A 14943-nucleotide genomic window follows, 5' to 3' on the forward strand; every position below is an offset into this window, starting at 1 on the left:
CACTTTACCGATCGGTTCCGGCCGCCGGCGTTCACATGTCGAGCACCAGGCGATCGCCCCGGGCCCGGGACACGCAGATCAGCATCGAGTCGCCCCGTTCGGCGTCCGTCAGCAGCTCGTCCCGGTGATCCACCTCGCCCTCCAGCACCCGCTGTTGGCAGGTCCCGCAGAAGCCTTGCTCACAGGAGTAGGCGGTGTCCGGCAGCTCACGGCGTACGGCGGCCAGCACGGTGGAGTCGGCGGGGACGGTCAGCGTCCGTCCGCTGCGGCGGAGCTCGAGCTCGAACTCGGTGGTGCCGTCGGCGGACGCACGCGGGGCGAACCGCTCCAGATGCAGCGTGGCCCCCGCGGGCAGCCGGGCCTCGACCGCCTCCGTCAGGCCCGCCGGACCGCAGACGTAGACCGCGGTCCCCTCGGCCGTGTCCGCGAACAGCGCGTCCAGGTCGGGGCGCCCGTCCGTGTCCTCGGCTACGACCGTGAGCCGGTCCCCGGCGAGCTTCTGGACCTCCTCCAGGAACGGCATCGAGACCCGGGTCCGTCCGCCGTACAGCAGCCGCCACTCGGCCCCCTCCGGCAGAGCCCGCAGCATGGGCAGGACCGGGGTGATGCCGATACCGCCGACGACGAAGACGTACGCGGCTGCCTCGACGAGCGGGAAACGGTTCCGGGGGCCGCGCACCTCCAGCTCCATGCCCTCGGTGAGCTGCTCGTGCACCTCCCGGGAGCCGCCCCGGCCGTCCGCCACGAGCCGCGTGGCGACCGTGTAGGAGGAGCGGTCCTCGGGGTCCCCGCACAGCGAGTACTGGCGCACGAGCCCCGAGGGCAGCACCAGGTCCAGATGGGCCCCGGGCGCCCAGCGGGGCAGGTCGCGGCCCTCCAGGCGCAGTTGTACGACCCCGTCGGCGATCGTCTCGTGGGAGGTCAGCAGCAGCCGCAGGGCCCGGGAGCGCGGCCGGCCGGACAGGGGCGGGTCCAGGGCGGGCAGCGGCCACAGCGGCGAGGCCTGGACCCGGCGGCGCAGCGCCCGCCGGGTCAGCAGGGCGGCGCCGGCGACGAACGCGACGGTGCGCAGCTTCGGCATCAGACGGCCTCCCGCTTCTCTGCGGCGAGCGCGGCGGGGGAGGACGCGAGGTAGGCCACGGCCTGGGCCGTGGAGCACTCGTGGGAGGGGTGGTAGCCGCGGCTGAGGTAGCGGGGTATGGACCGCAGCATGTCGCCGGTGGCGGGCAGGGTGCCCTGCCGGCCGCGCACATAGAAGTCCTTGACGGAGGCCTTGGCGTCGACGAGGGTCGGGTCGTTCTCCATGAAGAAGCGGGTCCCGCGCTGCCACAGGAACACCAGGGCCGAGAAGGCCAGGGCCCAGGTGCGCACCCGGCGCCGGTAACTGCCGTCGACGTGCAGGAAGAGGTCGAAGGCGACCGAGCGGTGCTCGACCTCCTCGGCGCCGTGCCAGCGCAGCAGGTCCAGCATGGTCGGGTCGGCGCCCCGCCGGTCCAGCTCCGCCGCGCCCAGCACCCAGTCGCCGAGGAAGGCGGTGTAGTGCTCGATGGCCGCGATCAGCGCCACCCGCTCCAGCAGCCACCAGCGGCGGGCCCTGCCCGGCGGCAGGGTGCGGTCGCCGAGCAGCTTCTCGAAGAACCAGTCGACCTGGGCGGTGTACGGCGTCGGGTCGAGGCCCAGCTCGCGCAGGTGCGGCAGGACCTCGTCGTGAGCCTGGGAGTGCATGGCCTCCTGCCCGATGAACCCGACGACGTCCTCGCGGAGCCGGTCGTCCCGGATCAGCGGCAGCGCCTGCTTGTAGACGTGCACGAACCACCGCTCACCGGCGGGCAGCAGCAGATGCAGCACGTTGATGGTGTGCGTGGTGAACGGGTCGCCGGGCACCCAGTGCAGCGGCGTGTCCTCCCACGAGAAGGACACGTTGCGGGCCTTGAGCGGGATGCGCTCGGACTCCACCGGCCGGGCCTGCGTGTTAGACATGGCGTCAATGTACTGGCGGGTAGGCGGTGTGAGAACCCCTCCGGACCACCTTGTTGACGTGAATGTCAGCTAGCGGAGCCCGGTGATCGACCGCCCGTCCGTCAGCGTCCCACCCAGGTCGGCCCGAGCCCCCTGCTCGGCCCGGGCCACCAGCAGCGGCCCCTGACCGGCTGCGGTCACCCCGCCCTTCGCACGGATCGACGCCGTGTCCCTGTCGCCCGCCGCCAGCAGATACCAGTGCCCGGCCCGGGACTTCCACAGCACCCCGGCCAGCACATGCGGATCACGCGGCCCGCAGGCCCGCACATCGGTGCCCTTGGCGACGACCGCCCCGACGGGGCCGCCCGGCGTCCGGAACTGGGCCAGCGCCGCCGTCCCGTCACCCCGCCAGGTCTCGGCCCTGGTGCACACCCATCCGGCCGCCCCACTGCCGTCGGGGAGCGGCTGGTCGGCGTACGCCCAGGCGTTGACGCTGCGGATGCCCGCCGAGCGCTCGGCCGACAGGGAGCAGGCGAAGGGCGCCCAGTCCCGCAGCCCCGCCACGCCCGCGGCCTCGCCGGCCGAGCCCGGGCGGCCGGCCGTCAGATGGGCGGGGACCAGCTCGCCGAGGTCGGTGGAGAGCCGGGTGCCAAAGGCGTCGGTCAGCTGCAGCACGGTCCACGAGCTGCAGCTGCCCGGCTGCAGTACGGGGCTGGTCAGCGGGGCGGTGACCCCGCCGGACACGGTCAGCGCGGTCGCGGCGGAGTCCGGCTTGGTCAGGTCCCGCGAGGCCGCCTTCTTCACCCACGGCGCCGTCAGATAGCGGACGTTGCCGTCCGAGCGGCCCAGCACCAGCGCGCTCGCCTCGGCGCCGGTCGCGCCGTCGACCCGGGCGAGGTCGAGCGCCGCGCCCTGCGTGCCGTCCGTCGGCTCGGCGTAGCGGGCGATGCGCAGGCCGTCGTACAGCATCACCACCCGGACGCTGTCGACCTGTCCCGCGTACAGCAGCTGGGGCGGGCCCGCCGGGCCGCCGGTCTGGGTGCCGGGCGTGGCCGAGACCCGGACCTGCCGGCCGGGGCGGGCCCAGACGGCGAGGGCGCGGCGCAGCAGATCCCGGTCTCCGGTGAGCGGGCCGCGCGCGGGCCACACGGAGAAGTCGGTGCGCGCCGACGTCTCCCAGGCGGTGGGGGGGACGCGGGTCAGTCCGGCCGGGTCGAGGGCGGCCTCGGCGGACGGGTTCTCCGCGTAGACGGGCGCGGCGGCGCCGTCCGGACCCCAGCCGCCGCCCGGCAGGGCGACCAGCGCCCCGCACACCGCGAGCGCGGCAGCGGCGGCGAGGGCGGCCTTGGTGTGCTGGCGGCGGCGCATCAGGTCGGTGGGCCGCGCCTGCAGCGAGCAGGGGTCGAACTCGGGGGAGGACAGCAGCGCGGGCTGCGTGGGCACGCCGTTCGCCGCGGCCAGCGCGCCGCCCGGGTCGTCGACCCCGGCGGCCTCGAGGAGCGCGCGGATGTCGTCGTCGGGCAGCCTCTCCAGGCCGCGCAGCACATACGCGGCGCGGGCCGGTCCGGACAGGGCGGACAGCCGCTGGTCCAGGGCGAGTTCGTCGGCACCGCCCGAGCGCGGGAACAGCTTGAGGCCCCACACCTGGGGCAGCAGCGGCGGGAGCTGGGCGAGCCGGGGCAGGCCTGTGCGGGGGCGGGCCGCCGCCAGCGCCGTCCGCAGCACGCGCTCACGGAGCCAGGCGTATCCCGGGTCGCCCTCCCGGCCCGAGGCCTGTGCCGGGATCAGGGACGTCTGCTTGCGGCCCCGGGGCAGGGCCCGCTGGACGAGCGAGTGTGCGGTCAGGACCCGGCGGCCGCGGCCGAGGCCGGACGGCAGCACCAGGTAGGCGATCCGGACCAGTCGTGGATAGTGCTCGACGAGCGCGGCCTCGGCCTGCTCGACGTCGACCGGTCCGGAGGCGGGCGCGTGACGCGGGGCTACATCCTGTGACTGCACGTCCGGGAAAACGAGCGAGCCGGTCGTTGGTCACCGCCGAGCGGGTGGCTCAGTCCTCCGGCTCGACCAGTGCCCGTGCGTAGTTGGCCATCGACCGCTGGTAGCGCGGCAGATGAGGGGCCAGTGCGCCGAGCACGAGGGACAGGCCCTCGCGGTCGCGGCCGAGGCTGGACAGGCACAGTGCGAGACAGGCCCGTACCGCGTCGTCCAACTCGTCCGACGGCGCGTCCAGTTCGGGGGTGAGCAGCTTGACGCCCTCGTCCGCCTGGCCGACGTTCCGCAGCGAACTGGACAGCTGGATCCTGGCCCGGCGGCCCTTGTAGCCGCTGAGCCCGCGGGCCAGCGCCTCCCGGTACAGCGGCACCGCCTTGTCCGAGTGCCCGGTCGAGTCCCAGGCGCAGGCCTGCTCGAAGGGGCCCAGCGGGCTGTCGTCCGGCAGCTCGGCGACGAGCCCGTCGATCAGTGCGCGGAACTCTTGCGCGCGCTCCTCCGGATAGTCGTCGAAGGTCGCCCAGGCAGCGGCCACACGGTCTTCCCAGTTCTGGTTCACCGGATCACCCTCGCACACCCGTGCGCCACCGGCACCGGAATTGAGCGGACGGCCGCCGCCGGCCGTATCCGAAGGAGCTGAGGCATGCTGGGCCCACAGGACCGGAGGAACAGATGAGGGTGACACGACTGCTGCCGGCCGCCGCGGCCGTCCTGGCGCTGGCGGGCTGCGGCTCGGGCGGGGACACCGAGGCGGTCCCGCCGACCGCGACCGGCAGTCTGGAGCGCCTGGCCGCCGAGGTGAAGTGCAAGCCGAACATGCAGACCGACGCCGACGAGATCCGCCAGGCCATCTGCGACAACAGGGACGGGAAGTTCATTCTCGCCACCTTCGCCACCGACCGCGGCCAGCGCGAGTGGATCAACGACGCCAAGGACTACGGCGGTTACTACCTCGTCGGCCGCAAATGGGTCGCCGTCGGCGACGACGGCGTGGTCAAGGCGCTGCGCGGCACGCTCGGCGGGGACGTGGAGATCGGCACCGACCACCACGCGCACTCCCACGCGGGCTGAGCCGGTCCCGCACACGCGGGAAGGCCGGTGACGGGAGGGGGGTCCGTCACCGGCCTCGTTCGTGGCCCGCGTCAGTCGGTCAGGCGCAGTTCTGGCCGCGGTTGACGCAGTTGGCGATCCGGTTGGCCAGGCCACCGGTCGTGACGCTGATGAAGTCGTCGTGGTCGGTCGCCGGCTTGTGCAGCTGTTCCGGGAACCCGTCCACGGCGTAGGCGTTCTTCACCTGGCCGTTCTGGATCGTCGGCGGGGTGATGTCGTACACCAGGCGCATCGTCAGCTGCGGGATCGCCTTGAAGCCGTTCCCGCAGACGCCGCTCGCCGGGTCGGCGAAGGCCACGTGCGTGCGGTGGTTGGCGCTGTCGATGTTCTGCCCGTCCCAGCAGTTCTGGAAGGCGAACGTCCGCACCACCTTGCTGCCCTGCGGGCAGATCGGGTACTGCTGCGTGAGCTGCACCTTGTTCTCGAAGCCGGTGCAGCTCCAGTGCGCGTTGGCGTTGGCCAGACCGTTGGTGGTCGTCTTGGCGTCACCGGTGATGATGCGCAGGAACTGCGGCATCGCGACGACCTTGCTCGCCGGGCTGCCCACGTACTTGATCTGGGCCTGCACCGGGGTCAGGATCTTGCCGACGTTGCCTTCCTTGCCACCGCCGTCCGCGTTCTGGTCGAAGTCCTGCGAGCCGTCCTGGACGCGGACCACCGGCCAGTAGTACGACGACAGGTCGTTCCTGTTCTGGCAGCTGGTGCCGCCCTGCAGGAACGTCTGGTTGCTGGAGAACGCGTTGACCTTCTGGTTGCCGACGTAGTCGTGCAGGTGGTGCGCGCCGTTGGTCACGCCGGGCGCCACGATCACGTTGTCGGTGTTGTGGTTCTTGTTGGCGTTGACACCGCAGCGCGTGGTGAAGGTGCCGGTCGAGGCGTTCTGCAGCTGTCGCGGCTTGCCCTGGACGTTCGGCGCGACCTTGGTGATGTCGACGAAGTCGGCCGCGACCGGGCCGTTGCCGGCCTGCCCGCCGATGTTCTGCCCGGCACCACCCTGCTGCTGGCCACCCTGCTGCTGGCCACCCTGCTGCTGGCCGCCTTGCTGCTGGCCGCCGGTGTTCTGCTGCTGACCACCGGTGTTCTGCTGCTGACCACCGGTGTTCCCCCCAGCGGTGGTCTGGTTGGCGGACTGCGTCGTACAGGCGGCGAGCTGCTTGAGCGAGTTGTCGAAGGAGCCGCCGACCCGCTGGATGTCGATCCTGATCCGGTCGATGGTCGCCGACCGCTTCTCCTTCAGGGGGCCGACGATCGAGTTCTGCACGAAGCTCGCGTCCTTGGCCTGCGCGTCCCGCGTGGAGGCGAGCCGGTTGTAGGCCTCGGTGATCTGCCGGTCGAGGTTCGCCAGCTCCCGCGCCACGCCGTAGCGCGCCGCGTTCGGCACGTTGGTCAGCTTCTGCTGGACGTCGGGGCAGGAGATCGTCGCGACCTGCGCCGTCGCGGCCTTCGTCTGGTTGCCTCCCCACGACTGGTGGCTCGGCTCGTGCGCCGAGGCGTAGAAGTTCGCCCAGATCAGCCCGCCCCCACCGAGCGCTAGGGCCGCCGATGCGGCAATGGCCTTGGTGGCCAGCGGCGTACGGCGTTTTCGTGTGTTGCGTCCCATGGAACTCCTCTGACTTCCTTGGCGGGGCAGCATCGAGGCGCCCGACAGGAGTGAAGCGGCGCCCTTCCATACGGACGCCGCCCCAGAGGTGTTCACCGGTCTCACAAATTCCTCGCAGAAACAGCGGAGTTGGCAGGTCAGCGGTCCCGGTCGAGATGGGCGAGCACGGCCAGCACGCGCCGGTTGTCGTCGTCCGACACCTCCAGGCCCAGCTTGGTGAAGATGTTGGAGGTGTGCTTGGCGACGGCCCGCTCCGTCACCACGAGCTGCGCCGCGATGCCCGCGTTCGACCGGCCCTGCGCCATCAGCTGCAGCACCTCCAGCTCACGCGGGGTGAGCCGGGCGAGCGGCCGGTCGTCGGCCCGCCGGGACAGCAATTGCTGGATCACCTGCGGATCCATCGCCGTACCGCCGGCCGCCACCCGGCGTACGGCGTCCACGAACTGCTCCGCGTCGAACACCCGGTCCTTCAGCAGATAGCCGACCCCGCCGGTGCCGTCGGCGAGCAGCTCGCGGGCGTACAGCTGCTCCACGTGCTGGGAGAGGACCAGCACCGGAAACCCGGGCCGCGCCCGCCGGGCCGCGAGCGCGCACTGCAGGCCCTCGTCGGTGTGCGTGGGCGGCAGCCGTACGTCGACCACGGCGACGTCAGGGTCCAGCTCGGCCAGCGCCTTGGACAGCTCCGGGCCGGACTCGACGGCGGCGGCGATCTCGAAGCCGAAGGCCTCCAGCATTCGCACCAGCCCGTCGCGCAGCAGGAAGAGGTCTTCGGCTAGGACAACGCGCACGGCATCTCCATGGTCACCAGGGTGGGTCCGCCGGCGGGGCTGCTGACGGCAAGGACGCCGTCGAATGTACCGAGCCGGCGTTCGACCCCGGCGAGCCCCGACCCGGCCCCGACCGTCGCGCCGCCCTTGCCGTGGTCGGTCACGGTGATCCGCAGCATGCCGTCCGCGTGGTGCAGGTCGACCCGGATCCGGTCGGTACCCGAGTGCTTGACGGCGTTGGTGAGGACCTCGCTGACCGCGAAGTACGCCGCCGACTCCACGGGGGCGTCCGGGCGGCCGGGCAGCTCCACGGTGACCTCCGTGGGCAGCGGCAGCCGCAGCGCCAGCGCCCGTACGGCGTCACCGAGTCCGCGTTCGGCGAGGACCGGCGGATGGATGCCGCGCACCAGGTCACGCAGCTCCTCCAGGGCCTCGGCCGAGTTCCGGCGGGCCTGCGCGAGCAGCCGCTTCGCCTGGGCCGGGTCCCGTTCGATCAGCATCTCCACGGTTCCGAGGTCCATGCCCATGGCGACGAGCCGGGCCTGCGCGCCGTCGTGCAGGTCCCGCTCGATGCGCCGCAGCTCGGCGGCGGAGGTGTCCACGGCGTCCTGCCGGGTCTCCGTCAACACCCGCACACGCTCGGTGAGTTCGCCGATGTCGGTGCCGAGGACGGCCCGGGTGAGCCGGAAGTGGACGGTCAGCAGGCGGGGGGTGTACCGCAGGGCGACGACCAGCAGCACGGCGGCCAGCGCGGCGGCGGCCAGCGCGGTCAGGGTGCCCTGGACCGGCACGAAGAGATACCAGTACGGCCCGTCCTCCACCCGCCACAGCCCGGCCGCCACCGCGAACCCCTCGAGGGGATAGAACAGCAGCAGGGCCGGCAGCAGTGCCGTGACGAAGCCCGCCGTCATGTCCACCGGCAGCCAGCGCACGTCCCGCCAGGTCTGCGGGTCGCGGAGCATGACGGAGGTACGGGTCCACGGCCAGGCACCGGGCGGGACCGGCCGGTACGCCGACCCGATCCGCACCCCGCACCACTCGGCCGCGAGTCGCTTGCGGGTGTCCGCCAGAGCCCGTACGCCGCTCAGCACCATCGGGGTCGTGACCAGCCCGATGCCGAGCGGGACCAGCGCGAGCGACACGAGGGTCAGGACGAGGAACACCACGCTGAACGGCAGTACGGAGACGGCCAGCACCAGCCCCCGCACGCCGGCCAGTGTCGTCCGACGGGCGCGGGTACGTCGGTCGTCGCTCTTGCTGTCGGTGTTCATGGCGCCAGTCTCGCCGACACCCGCACGGGGGTCACTCGCCCGAGGCCCCCTCCTCGGGGGTGGTGCCAGGTACACCCCCCGCGCCTGCCCCGGCCAGCACCTTCGCCTCCGTCTCCGGGTCCAGGCCCTTGGCCGTACGGTCCGGGCGCAGCGGCGCGGGCCCGCCGAGCCGGGACAGCCACCGCCAGGTGTCCGCGACGGTCTCGCCCACCGGCCGGCACACCAGGCCCGTGGCCAGGGCGCGCGAGACGTCGCCGTGGTGGACGCCGTCCCACTCGCCGCCCGGCGGTACCCACACCGGCAGCTGGGTCCACGGCGCGATGCCGGCCGCCAGGATCACCTCCGGGTCGGTCCAGCGCAGTTCGGCGTCCGCGCCGGTGGCCCGGACGCACTCCTGGAGGAACTCGCCCATGGTGGTGTGCCCGGACGGGCCGACCAGGTCGTACGGCCCGCTCAGCCGCTGCTCCACCGCGCCCAGGATCCACTCGGCGAGGTCGCGTGCGTCGATGTACTGCAGGGGCAGATCGCGCGGACCGGGGGCCAGGACCGGGCCGCCGCGGGCGATCCGGGTCAGCCACCAGGGCAGCCGGCCCACGTTCTCGTACGGGCCGAGGATCAGCCCGGCCCGCACCAGCAGCGCGTCCTCGTCGCCGAAGGCCTCCTGGGCGGCCAGCTCGCCGCCCCGCTTGTCCCGGGGGTAGTCGGTCCGCTCCGCGTCGGCGAAGGCGCCCTCGACCAGCGGCCCGCGCTCGGCGGCACCGCCCGCCGAGGGCCACGGCCAGGCGTACACGGAGCGGCTGGAGACGTACACGTACCGCCCGGCACGGCCCCGCAGCAGCCGTGCCGCGGCGAGCACGGCGCGGGGCTCGGCCGACCAGGTGTCGACCACGGCGTCCCAGCCGCCGGTGTCCGCGGCGAGGGCGGCCGGCCCGTCCGGGGCGGTGCGGTCGCCGTGCAACGACCGCACGCCGGGCGGGGGCCGGTGCCGTCCCCGGTGGAAGACGGTCACCTCCCAGCCGCGGCCCAGCGCGGCCTCCACGACGGCCCGCCCCACGAACTCCGTACCGCCCAGCACCAGAAGTCTCATGCGGCTGAGCATGCCCGCCCCGGGCGCGCGGCGGTACGGCCCTCTGCCGAGGGCAGAGCGGGGAGTCAGCGGCCGGTCGGCGGGGTGTACTTGTAGCCCACGCGGCGCACCGTCTGGATCGTGCGGCGGTGCTCGGCGCCGAGCTTGCGGCGCAGCCGGGCGATGTGCACGTCGACGGTGCGGCCGTCGCCGACGTGGCCGTAACCCCACACGGTGGTGACCAGCTGGTCGCGGGTGTGCACCCGGTGCGGGTGCGCCACCAGGTGCGTGAGCAGCTCGAACTCCAGGTAGGTGAGGTCGAGTTCGCGGCCGTCGACGCTGGCGGTGCGCTGCACGGGGTCGATCCGCACCAGCGGGTCGGTGTCCGTGCCGGGGGCAGCCTCCGGCTGGTCCGGGACCGCGACCGGCAGGAACGGCGGCCGCTGGTCGGCCGGGACGAGCACCAGGTAGCCGACCATCGGGGGCCGGCCGGGCAGGGCGGGGAGGGTGTGCTGCGGCGCGGGCAGCCAGGTGGCGCCGGGCGGCAGGAAGTCCGCGACGTCGACCACCTCGTCCCGGTCGACGGCCCGGAGCCGGTGCCGGGTGCCGTTCGGGGCGGGGGAGGCCAGGGTGGTGGAGAGAGAACGAGTGGTCGCCATGAGAGGTCAGCTCTTTCGCGCGAGGAGTTCGTCGGGAGGTGCGACGGCCGCGATTCGTGGTCGGGCGCGCCGGAGGGACGTTCGTCGTTTCGCGCTGGCCGAAGGCCGGGGGGTTACGGCTTTAGAGGGCCCGCGCGTTCATCGCGCGGCAACACACACGGTCGAAGTCGTGGTGCTGACGGGAAGGCCAGAACGGCTCGAGGTCATGGCGACCCGTCGCGGTGTGGTTCTGGAAGCCTGCCATGCGCCCATTGAAGCAGACCCGGGCGCCGGACAGGAGTCCTCTCTCACTGCTTGGACGCTTCCATGGCGTGAAGTTGACGACATGTGAGCCTCCGGGGCGGGCCTACGGCCCTGATCAGCGGCTTGCCGCCGACGGACGTACCGGAACGCCGTCTCGGCATGCGGACAGGAGGGGCGGTCGAACAGCTTCGCGGTCGCCGGAAGCCGCGGCGACCAGCCGCCGGGCGAGGGGGCGCACCGTCTCCACGGGCCGCACGACACGCAGCAGGGGCGCCCACCGTCACGGTGGGCGCCCCTGGCGGAAGGCGGGGAGGGATCAGACCTGGCCGGCCTTCTCCAGCGCGGAGCAGCAGGTGTCCACCAGCAGGCGGGTCACCACGTACGGGTCGACGTTGGCGTTCGGGCGGCGGTCCTCGATGTAGCCCTTGCCGTCCTTCTCGACCTGCCACGGGATACGGACCGAGGCGCCGCGGTCCGAGACGCCGTAGGAGTACTCGTCCCACGGGGCGGTCTCGTGCAGGCCCGTCAGGCGCTCGTCGATGCCGGCGCCGTAGTTCTTGACGTGGTCCAGCGGCTTGGAGCCCTCGCCGAGCGACTCGCACGCGGTGATGATCGCGTCGTAGCCCTCGCGCATGGCCTTGGTGGAGAAGTTGGTGTGCGCGCCCGCGCCGTTCCAGTCACCCTTGACCGGCTTCGGGTCCAGGGTCGCGGAGATGCCGAAGTCCTCGGCGGTGCGGTACAGCAGCCAGCGGGCCACCCACAGCTGGTCGGAGACCTCCAGCGGGGAGACCGGGCCGACCTGGAACTCCCACTGGCCGGGCATGACCTCGGCGTTGATGCCGGAGATCGAGAGACCGGCCTTCAGGCAGTTGTCCAGGTGGGCCTCGACGACGTCACGGCCGAAGATCTCGTCGGCGCCGACGCCGCAGTAGTAGCCGCCCTGCGGGGCCGGGAAGCCGTTCTCGGGGAAGCCCAGCGGACGGGAGCCGTCGAAGAAGGTGTACTCCTGCTCGATGCCGAAGACCGGCTCCTGCGCGGCGAACCGCTCGGCGACCTCGGCCAGCGCGGCCCGCGTGTTGGACCGGTGCGGGGTCATGTCGATGTCGAGGACCTCGCACAGCACCAGGATGTCGTCGCCGCCGCGGATCGGGTCCGGGCAGGTGAAGACCGGCTTGAGCACGCGGTCCGAGGAGTGGCCCTCGGCCTGGTTGGTGGAGGAGCCGTCGAAGCCCCAGATCGGCAGGGTCTCGAGACCGGCGAAGGCGCCCGCGATGATCTTCGTCTTGGAACGCAGCTTCGCCGTCGGCGCGGTGCCGTCGATCCAGATGTATTCAGCCTTGAAGGTCACGGGGGCACATCCTTCGGGGGTGGGGCGGGCGCACTCGGTGCTGGTGCTGCGGCGCTGCGGCATCGGGGCGCCGTGTTCGATCTGTCCCGCAGCCTGTCAACAGGCGGTTTCCCGGTCATTGCTCGAATGTGAACCCCGTGTTACCTGGGGGTTTTGTGGTGCGGATCACCTTGTGAGGCGTCCTCGGGTCGAGTAGGGCCGCTCTCCGCCGCGGCGTTGCGCACCCCGTCGAGGAACTCCCGGATCACGGCGCGCTGTTGGTCGTCGTAGCCGCGCAGCAGCTCCACGGACCGCTCGATCAGCGGCCCGAAGGACGCCCACCCCAGTTCGACGGCGCGCTCCTCCACCTCGATCAGCACGCGTCGCCGGTCCCGCTCCGCGCGCACCCGCCGCACATGACCGGCCCGCTCCAGCCGGTCGACGAGCGCGGTCGTGCCCGCGGAGTTGAGCCCGAGCGCGACTCCGAGCCGCCCGGCGGTCATCTCCTCGCCCGCCCGCCGCGCGTCCATGAGCGCGATCAGGGCGCGTACGTCCGTGGGGTGCATGCCGTTGCGGTCCGCGAACCGGGCGCTGTGCAGGCCGAGTTCGACGGCTACGGCACGCAGCAGATGGACGATCTCCATTTCGGGCTGCAAGCGGGGCCTCCGGCGCTATTATCTCGCTGAGCGAGTATCTCGTTCAGCGAGATAATAAGGGGGCGATCCCGTGGCGGGACACGACGACGAGGCCTTCCGTGCCGCGTACGACAAGGTTCTGGCGAAATGGCCCGGGGACCGCGAGGCGCTGACGGTCGCCACGCCCTTCGGTGACACCCGGGTCAACGCCTGCGGCCCGCGCGACGCGCCCCCGCTGCTCCTGCTCCCGGGCGGCGGCGGGGCCACCTCGGCCTCCTGGTACGCGCAGGCGGCGGACCTCTCCGGCGTCCGCCGCGTGTACGCCCCCGACCTGCCCGGCGCCGCGGGCCTGAGCGCCCCGGCCGGCGACCGCCACCCCCGTACGGTCGCCGACCTGGCCGACTGGCTGGACGCCGTGCTCGACGGGCTGGGCGCCGTCGCGGCCGACGTGGGCGCGCACTCCTACGGCGGCTGGATCGCCCTGCACCACGCCCTGCGCGCCCCGGCCCGGGTGCGCCGCCTGTTCCTCCTGGACCCGACCAGGTGCTTCGCCGGGTTCAAGGCGGCGTACCTGCTCCACGCCCTGCCGATGCTGCTGCGGCCCACGCCCCGCCGGGTCCGCGCCTTCCTGGACTGGGAGAGCGGGGGGAGTGCTGCGGACCCGGACTGGCTCGCCCTTCAGGAGGCGGCCGCGGGTTTCCCGGCCGCGCGGCCGGTGACCGGGCCGCGCCCGGCCCCGGACGCGCTGCGCGGCCTGGACGTGCCGGTCCTGCTGCTCGTGGCCGCGAACAGCAGGACCCATGACCCTCGTGAGGTGGCGGCCCGGGCGGCCGGACTCCTGCCGCGCGTGGAGACCGCCGTCCTGCCGGACGTGTCGCACCACGCGCTGCCGCAGACGGGCCCGAGCGCCCTCAACCGCCATCTCATGGATTTCCTGTCCGGTCCCTGAGCCTCACCCCACCTTCTCGATCACCGCTCGGCGGATGAGGAACTTGCCGGGCTCCCGCACCTGTTCGAAGGCCGCGTTGTTGAGCAGGACACAGCTGCCGGAGACCGAGGTGACCTTCACCGTCGTGGACTTGTTGTTGTCCAGGTTGGTGACCTTCAGGGTCGTCCCCGCCGGGAACTGGTTGCTGGACGCGGCCGGGGCACCGGCCTCGCCGGACAGGGTCACCGTGGAGCCCTTGCAGACCTGCTGGCCGGAGCCCGCGGCCGCGCCACCGGAGTTGTCGCCCGCCGCGGGGGCGGACTGCGAGGGGGCAGCGCCCGCCTGAGCGCCGCCGGCCTGCTGGCCACCGTTGCCACCGGCCTGCTGACCGCCGTTGTCGCCGCCCTGCGCCGCCTGGGAGTCCTGAGCCGACTCCCCAACCGTGCAGCCGGCCGCCTTCTGCTGGACCTCGATCTGCTTGATGACCGCCTCGCGGTTGGCGATCCGGGCCGCCGACTGGGCGTCCGGGTGCGCCTTCTGGTCCGCGATGAACTTGTCGTTGTTGCCGTGGGCCGTGGCCAGCCCCTGGCAGACCGTCGAGTTCCCGGCCGACAGCGTCTTCGCGTCGTGCGCCGACTGGGCGGCATTGGACGTGGTGGCCAGTGCGAAGGCCCCGCCGCCCGCCACCGCGGCGGCGGTGACGAGCAGCGCGACCTTCTTCTTCGTGCCGAGTGTTCGCCTACGCGACATGCGCGCCTCCTGAAAGAGGTAGGGGAGCGTACGCCGCTATGTACGAGATGCCGAACGAGGTTACTCAGCGGTTCTCGAGGTCCATGAAGTAACCTGCGTCACAAGGGAGTTGAGCGTCGCTCAGCTCTTGTTGTGGGCCAGGGCCTCCCGGACGGCGTCCTCGGAGCGGGCCACCAGCGCCGTTCCGTCGTCGGCGGTGATGATCGGGCGCTGGATGAGCTTGGGGTGCTCGGCGAGCGCGGTGATCCACCGGTCCCGCGTGCCGTCGTCCCGTGCCCACCCCTTGAGCCCCAGCTCCTTGGCGGCCTCCTCCTGGGTGCGGGTGATGTCCCACGGCTCGAGGTTCAGCCGGTCGAGCACGGCCCTGATCTCGTCCTCGCTCGGCACGTCCTCCAGATACCGGCGGACGGTGTACTCGGCCCCCTCGGCGTCGAGCAGGCTGATGGCGCTCCGGCACTTGGAGCAGGCCGGATTGATCCAGATTTCCATGCGGCACACGGTACTCGGCCCCGGCTCTGTTCGAATTTCTGGCGCCTCCGCAGCCCCATCCTGACCGACTGTCACAGGGCATCAAATTCCCGTTCCACCTGCGCATTTGCCAGTCGTCGCGAACCCCCGATTGTCAGTGGCCGCCGGTAG

At 72.6% G+C, this 14943-nt stretch carries 15 protein-coding genes; 2 read left to right on the forward strand and 13 right to left on the reverse strand.

The genetic code is table 11. The features are described 5' to 3' along the window. Positions 1-31: 31 nt before the first annotated feature. The 4 genes from ACIHEJ_RS12015 to ACIHEJ_RS12030 all read right to left on the reverse strand — a co-directional run bounded on the left by ACIHEJ_RS12015 (position 32) and on the right by ACIHEJ_RS12030 (position 4507). A complete protein-coding gene (locus ACIHEJ_RS12015) occupies positions 32-1081 on the reverse strand; it encodes a PDR/VanB family oxidoreductase (protein ID WP_400134463.1) in 1050 nt (349 codons plus the stop codon). Next, positions 1081-1980: a metal-dependent hydrolase gene (locus tag ACIHEJ_RS12020; RefSeq protein ID WP_400134465.1), complete on the reverse strand. Its 900-nt coding sequence runs from the start codon at positions 1978-1980 to the stop codon at positions 1081-1083. Before ACIHEJ_RS12020 ends, ACIHEJ_RS12015 begins: the two co-directional genes overlap by 1 nt. Before the next feature lie 69 nt (positions 1981-2049). Next, entirely contained in the window at positions 2050-3957 is a 1908-nt protein-coding gene (locus tag ACIHEJ_RS12025) for a hypothetical protein (protein WP_400134467.1), read from the reverse strand. A 49-nt stretch (positions 3958-4006) separates the two neighbouring features. Continuing rightward, entirely contained in the window at positions 4007-4507 is a 501-nt protein-coding gene (locus tag ACIHEJ_RS12030; protein ID WP_400134469.1) for a tetratricopeptide repeat protein, read from the reverse strand. Positions 4508-4620: 113 nt separating this feature from the next. Between ACIHEJ_RS12030 and ACIHEJ_RS12035 the strand changes: the two genes are divergently transcribed. Next, a complete protein-coding gene (locus tag ACIHEJ_RS12035) occupies positions 4621-5019 on the forward strand; it encodes a hypothetical protein (protein WP_400134471.1) in 399 nt (132 codons plus the stop codon). Positions 5020-5098: 79 nt separating this feature from the next. On the opposite strand, the gene ACIHEJ_RS12040 is transcribed toward ACIHEJ_RS12035, so the two are convergent. The 7 genes from ACIHEJ_RS12040 to ACIHEJ_RS12070 form a co-directional block, all read right to left on the reverse strand. Continuing rightward, a complete protein-coding gene (locus ACIHEJ_RS12040; RefSeq protein ID WP_400134473.1) occupies positions 5099-6658 on the reverse strand; it encodes a DUF1996 domain-containing protein in 1560 nt (519 codons plus the stop codon). Positions 6659-6795: 137 nt separating this feature from the next. Continuing rightward, positions 6796-7446 carry a LuxR C-terminal-related transcriptional regulator gene (locus ACIHEJ_RS12045; protein WP_400134475.1) on the reverse strand — a complete coding sequence of 217 codons (651 nt, stop codon included), beginning with the start codon at positions 7444-7446 and terminating at the stop codon, positions 6796-6798. Further along, complete coding sequence (locus tag ACIHEJ_RS12050) at positions 7431-8696, reverse strand: sensor histidine kinase (RefSeq protein ID WP_400134477.1); 1266 nt, start codon at positions 8694-8696, stop codon at positions 7431-7433. The genes ACIHEJ_RS12045 and ACIHEJ_RS12050 overlap by 16 nt, the downstream gene beginning before the upstream one ends. A gap of 31 nt (positions 8697-8727) precedes the next feature. After that, on the reverse strand, positions 8728-9783 hold the full coding sequence (locus ACIHEJ_RS12055; RefSeq protein WP_400134479.1) for an NAD-dependent epimerase/dehydratase family protein: 1056 nt from the start codon (positions 9781-9783) through the stop codon (positions 8728-8730). Between the two features lie 65 nt (positions 9784-9848). Beyond that, the gene (locus ACIHEJ_RS12060) at positions 9849-10421 is read right to left on the reverse strand and encodes a winged helix-turn-helix domain-containing protein (RefSeq protein ID WP_400134481.1); all 573 of its coding nucleotides are present in this window, start codon (positions 10419-10421) and stop codon (positions 9849-9851) included. A gap of 559 nt (positions 10422-10980) precedes the next feature. After that, positions 10981-12012, reverse strand: a complete 1032-nt coding sequence (glnII, locus tag ACIHEJ_RS12065) for a glutamine synthetase (RefSeq protein WP_400134483.1) — start codon at positions 12010-12012, stop codon at positions 10981-10983. A 140-nt stretch (positions 12013-12152) separates the two neighbouring features. Then, complete coding sequence (locus ACIHEJ_RS12070) at positions 12153-12635, reverse strand: MarR family transcriptional regulator (protein WP_400135134.1); 483 nt, start codon at positions 12633-12635, stop codon at positions 12153-12155. 82 nt (positions 12636-12717) lie between these two features. Here ACIHEJ_RS12070 and ACIHEJ_RS12075 point away from each other — a divergent pair, with 82 nt between their 5' ends. Further along, a complete protein-coding gene (locus ACIHEJ_RS12075) occupies positions 12718-13575 on the forward strand; it encodes an alpha/beta fold hydrolase (protein WP_400134485.1) in 858 nt (285 codons plus the stop codon). Positions 13576-13578: 3 nt separating this feature from the next. Here the strand turns inward: ACIHEJ_RS12075 and ACIHEJ_RS12080 are convergent, their stop codons facing one another. Both ACIHEJ_RS12080 and ACIHEJ_RS12085 read right to left on the reverse strand, forming a co-directional pair. Next, positions 13579-14304, reverse strand: coding sequence for a hypothetical protein (locus tag ACIHEJ_RS12080; protein WP_400134487.1), 726 nt, complete (start codon positions 14302-14304; stop codon positions 13579-13581). A 120-nt stretch (positions 14305-14424) separates the two neighbouring features. Next, on the reverse strand, positions 14425-14793 hold the full coding sequence (locus tag ACIHEJ_RS12085) for an arsenate reductase family protein (RefSeq protein ID WP_400134489.1): 369 nt from the start codon (positions 14791-14793) through the stop codon (positions 14425-14427). Positions 14794-14943: the final 150 nt, after the last annotated feature.

The sequence above is a fragment of the Streptomyces sp. NPDC052301 genome (assembly GCF_044593395.1).
Taxonomy (GTDB): domain Bacteria; phylum Actinomycetota; class Actinomycetes; order Streptomycetales; family Streptomycetaceae; genus Streptomyces.

What these genes read in the sequence shown, in the direction of transcription:
- ACIHEJ_RS12020 (WP_400134465.1), bottom strand. Translation starts at nt 1,980, where the DNA reads ATGTCTAACACGCAGGCCCGGCCGGTGGAGTCCGAGCGCATCCCGCTC.
- ACIHEJ_RS12040 (WP_400134473.1), bottom strand. Translation starts at nt 6,658, where the DNA reads ATGGGACGCAACACACGAAAACGCCGTACGCCGCTGGCCACCAAGGCC.
- ACIHEJ_RS12060 (WP_400134481.1), bottom strand. Translation starts at nt 10,421, where the DNA reads ATGGCGACCACTCGTTCTCTCTCCACCACCCTGGCCTCCCCCGCCCCG.
- ACIHEJ_RS12015 (WP_400134463.1), bottom strand. Translation starts at nt 1,081, where the DNA reads ATGCCGAAGCTGCGCACCGTCGCGTTCGTCGCCGGCGCCGCCCTGCTG.
- ACIHEJ_RS12055 (WP_400134479.1), bottom strand. Translation starts at nt 9,783, where the DNA reads ATGAGACTTCTGGTGCTGGGCGGTACGGAGTTCGTGGGGCGGGCCGTC.
- ACIHEJ_RS12035 (WP_400134471.1), top strand. Translation starts at nt 4,621, where the DNA reads ATGAGGGTGACACGACTGCTGCCGGCCGCCGCGGCCGTCCTGGCGCTG.
- ACIHEJ_RS12085 (WP_400134489.1), bottom strand. Translation starts at nt 14,793, where the DNA reads ATGGAAATCTGGATCAATCCGGCCTGCTCCAAGTGCCGGAGCGCCATC.
- ACIHEJ_RS12070 (WP_400135134.1), bottom strand. Translation starts at nt 12,635, where the DNA reads ATGGAGATCGTCCATCTGCTGCGTGCCGTAGCCGTCGAACTCGGCCTG.
- ACIHEJ_RS12050 (WP_400134477.1), bottom strand. Translation starts at nt 8,696, where the DNA reads ATGAACACCGACAGCAAGAGCGACGACCGACGTACCCGCGCCCGTCGG.
- ACIHEJ_RS12080 (WP_400134487.1), bottom strand. Translation starts at nt 14,304, where the DNA reads ATGTCGCGTAGGCGAACACTCGGCACGAAGAAGAAGGTCGCGCTGCTC.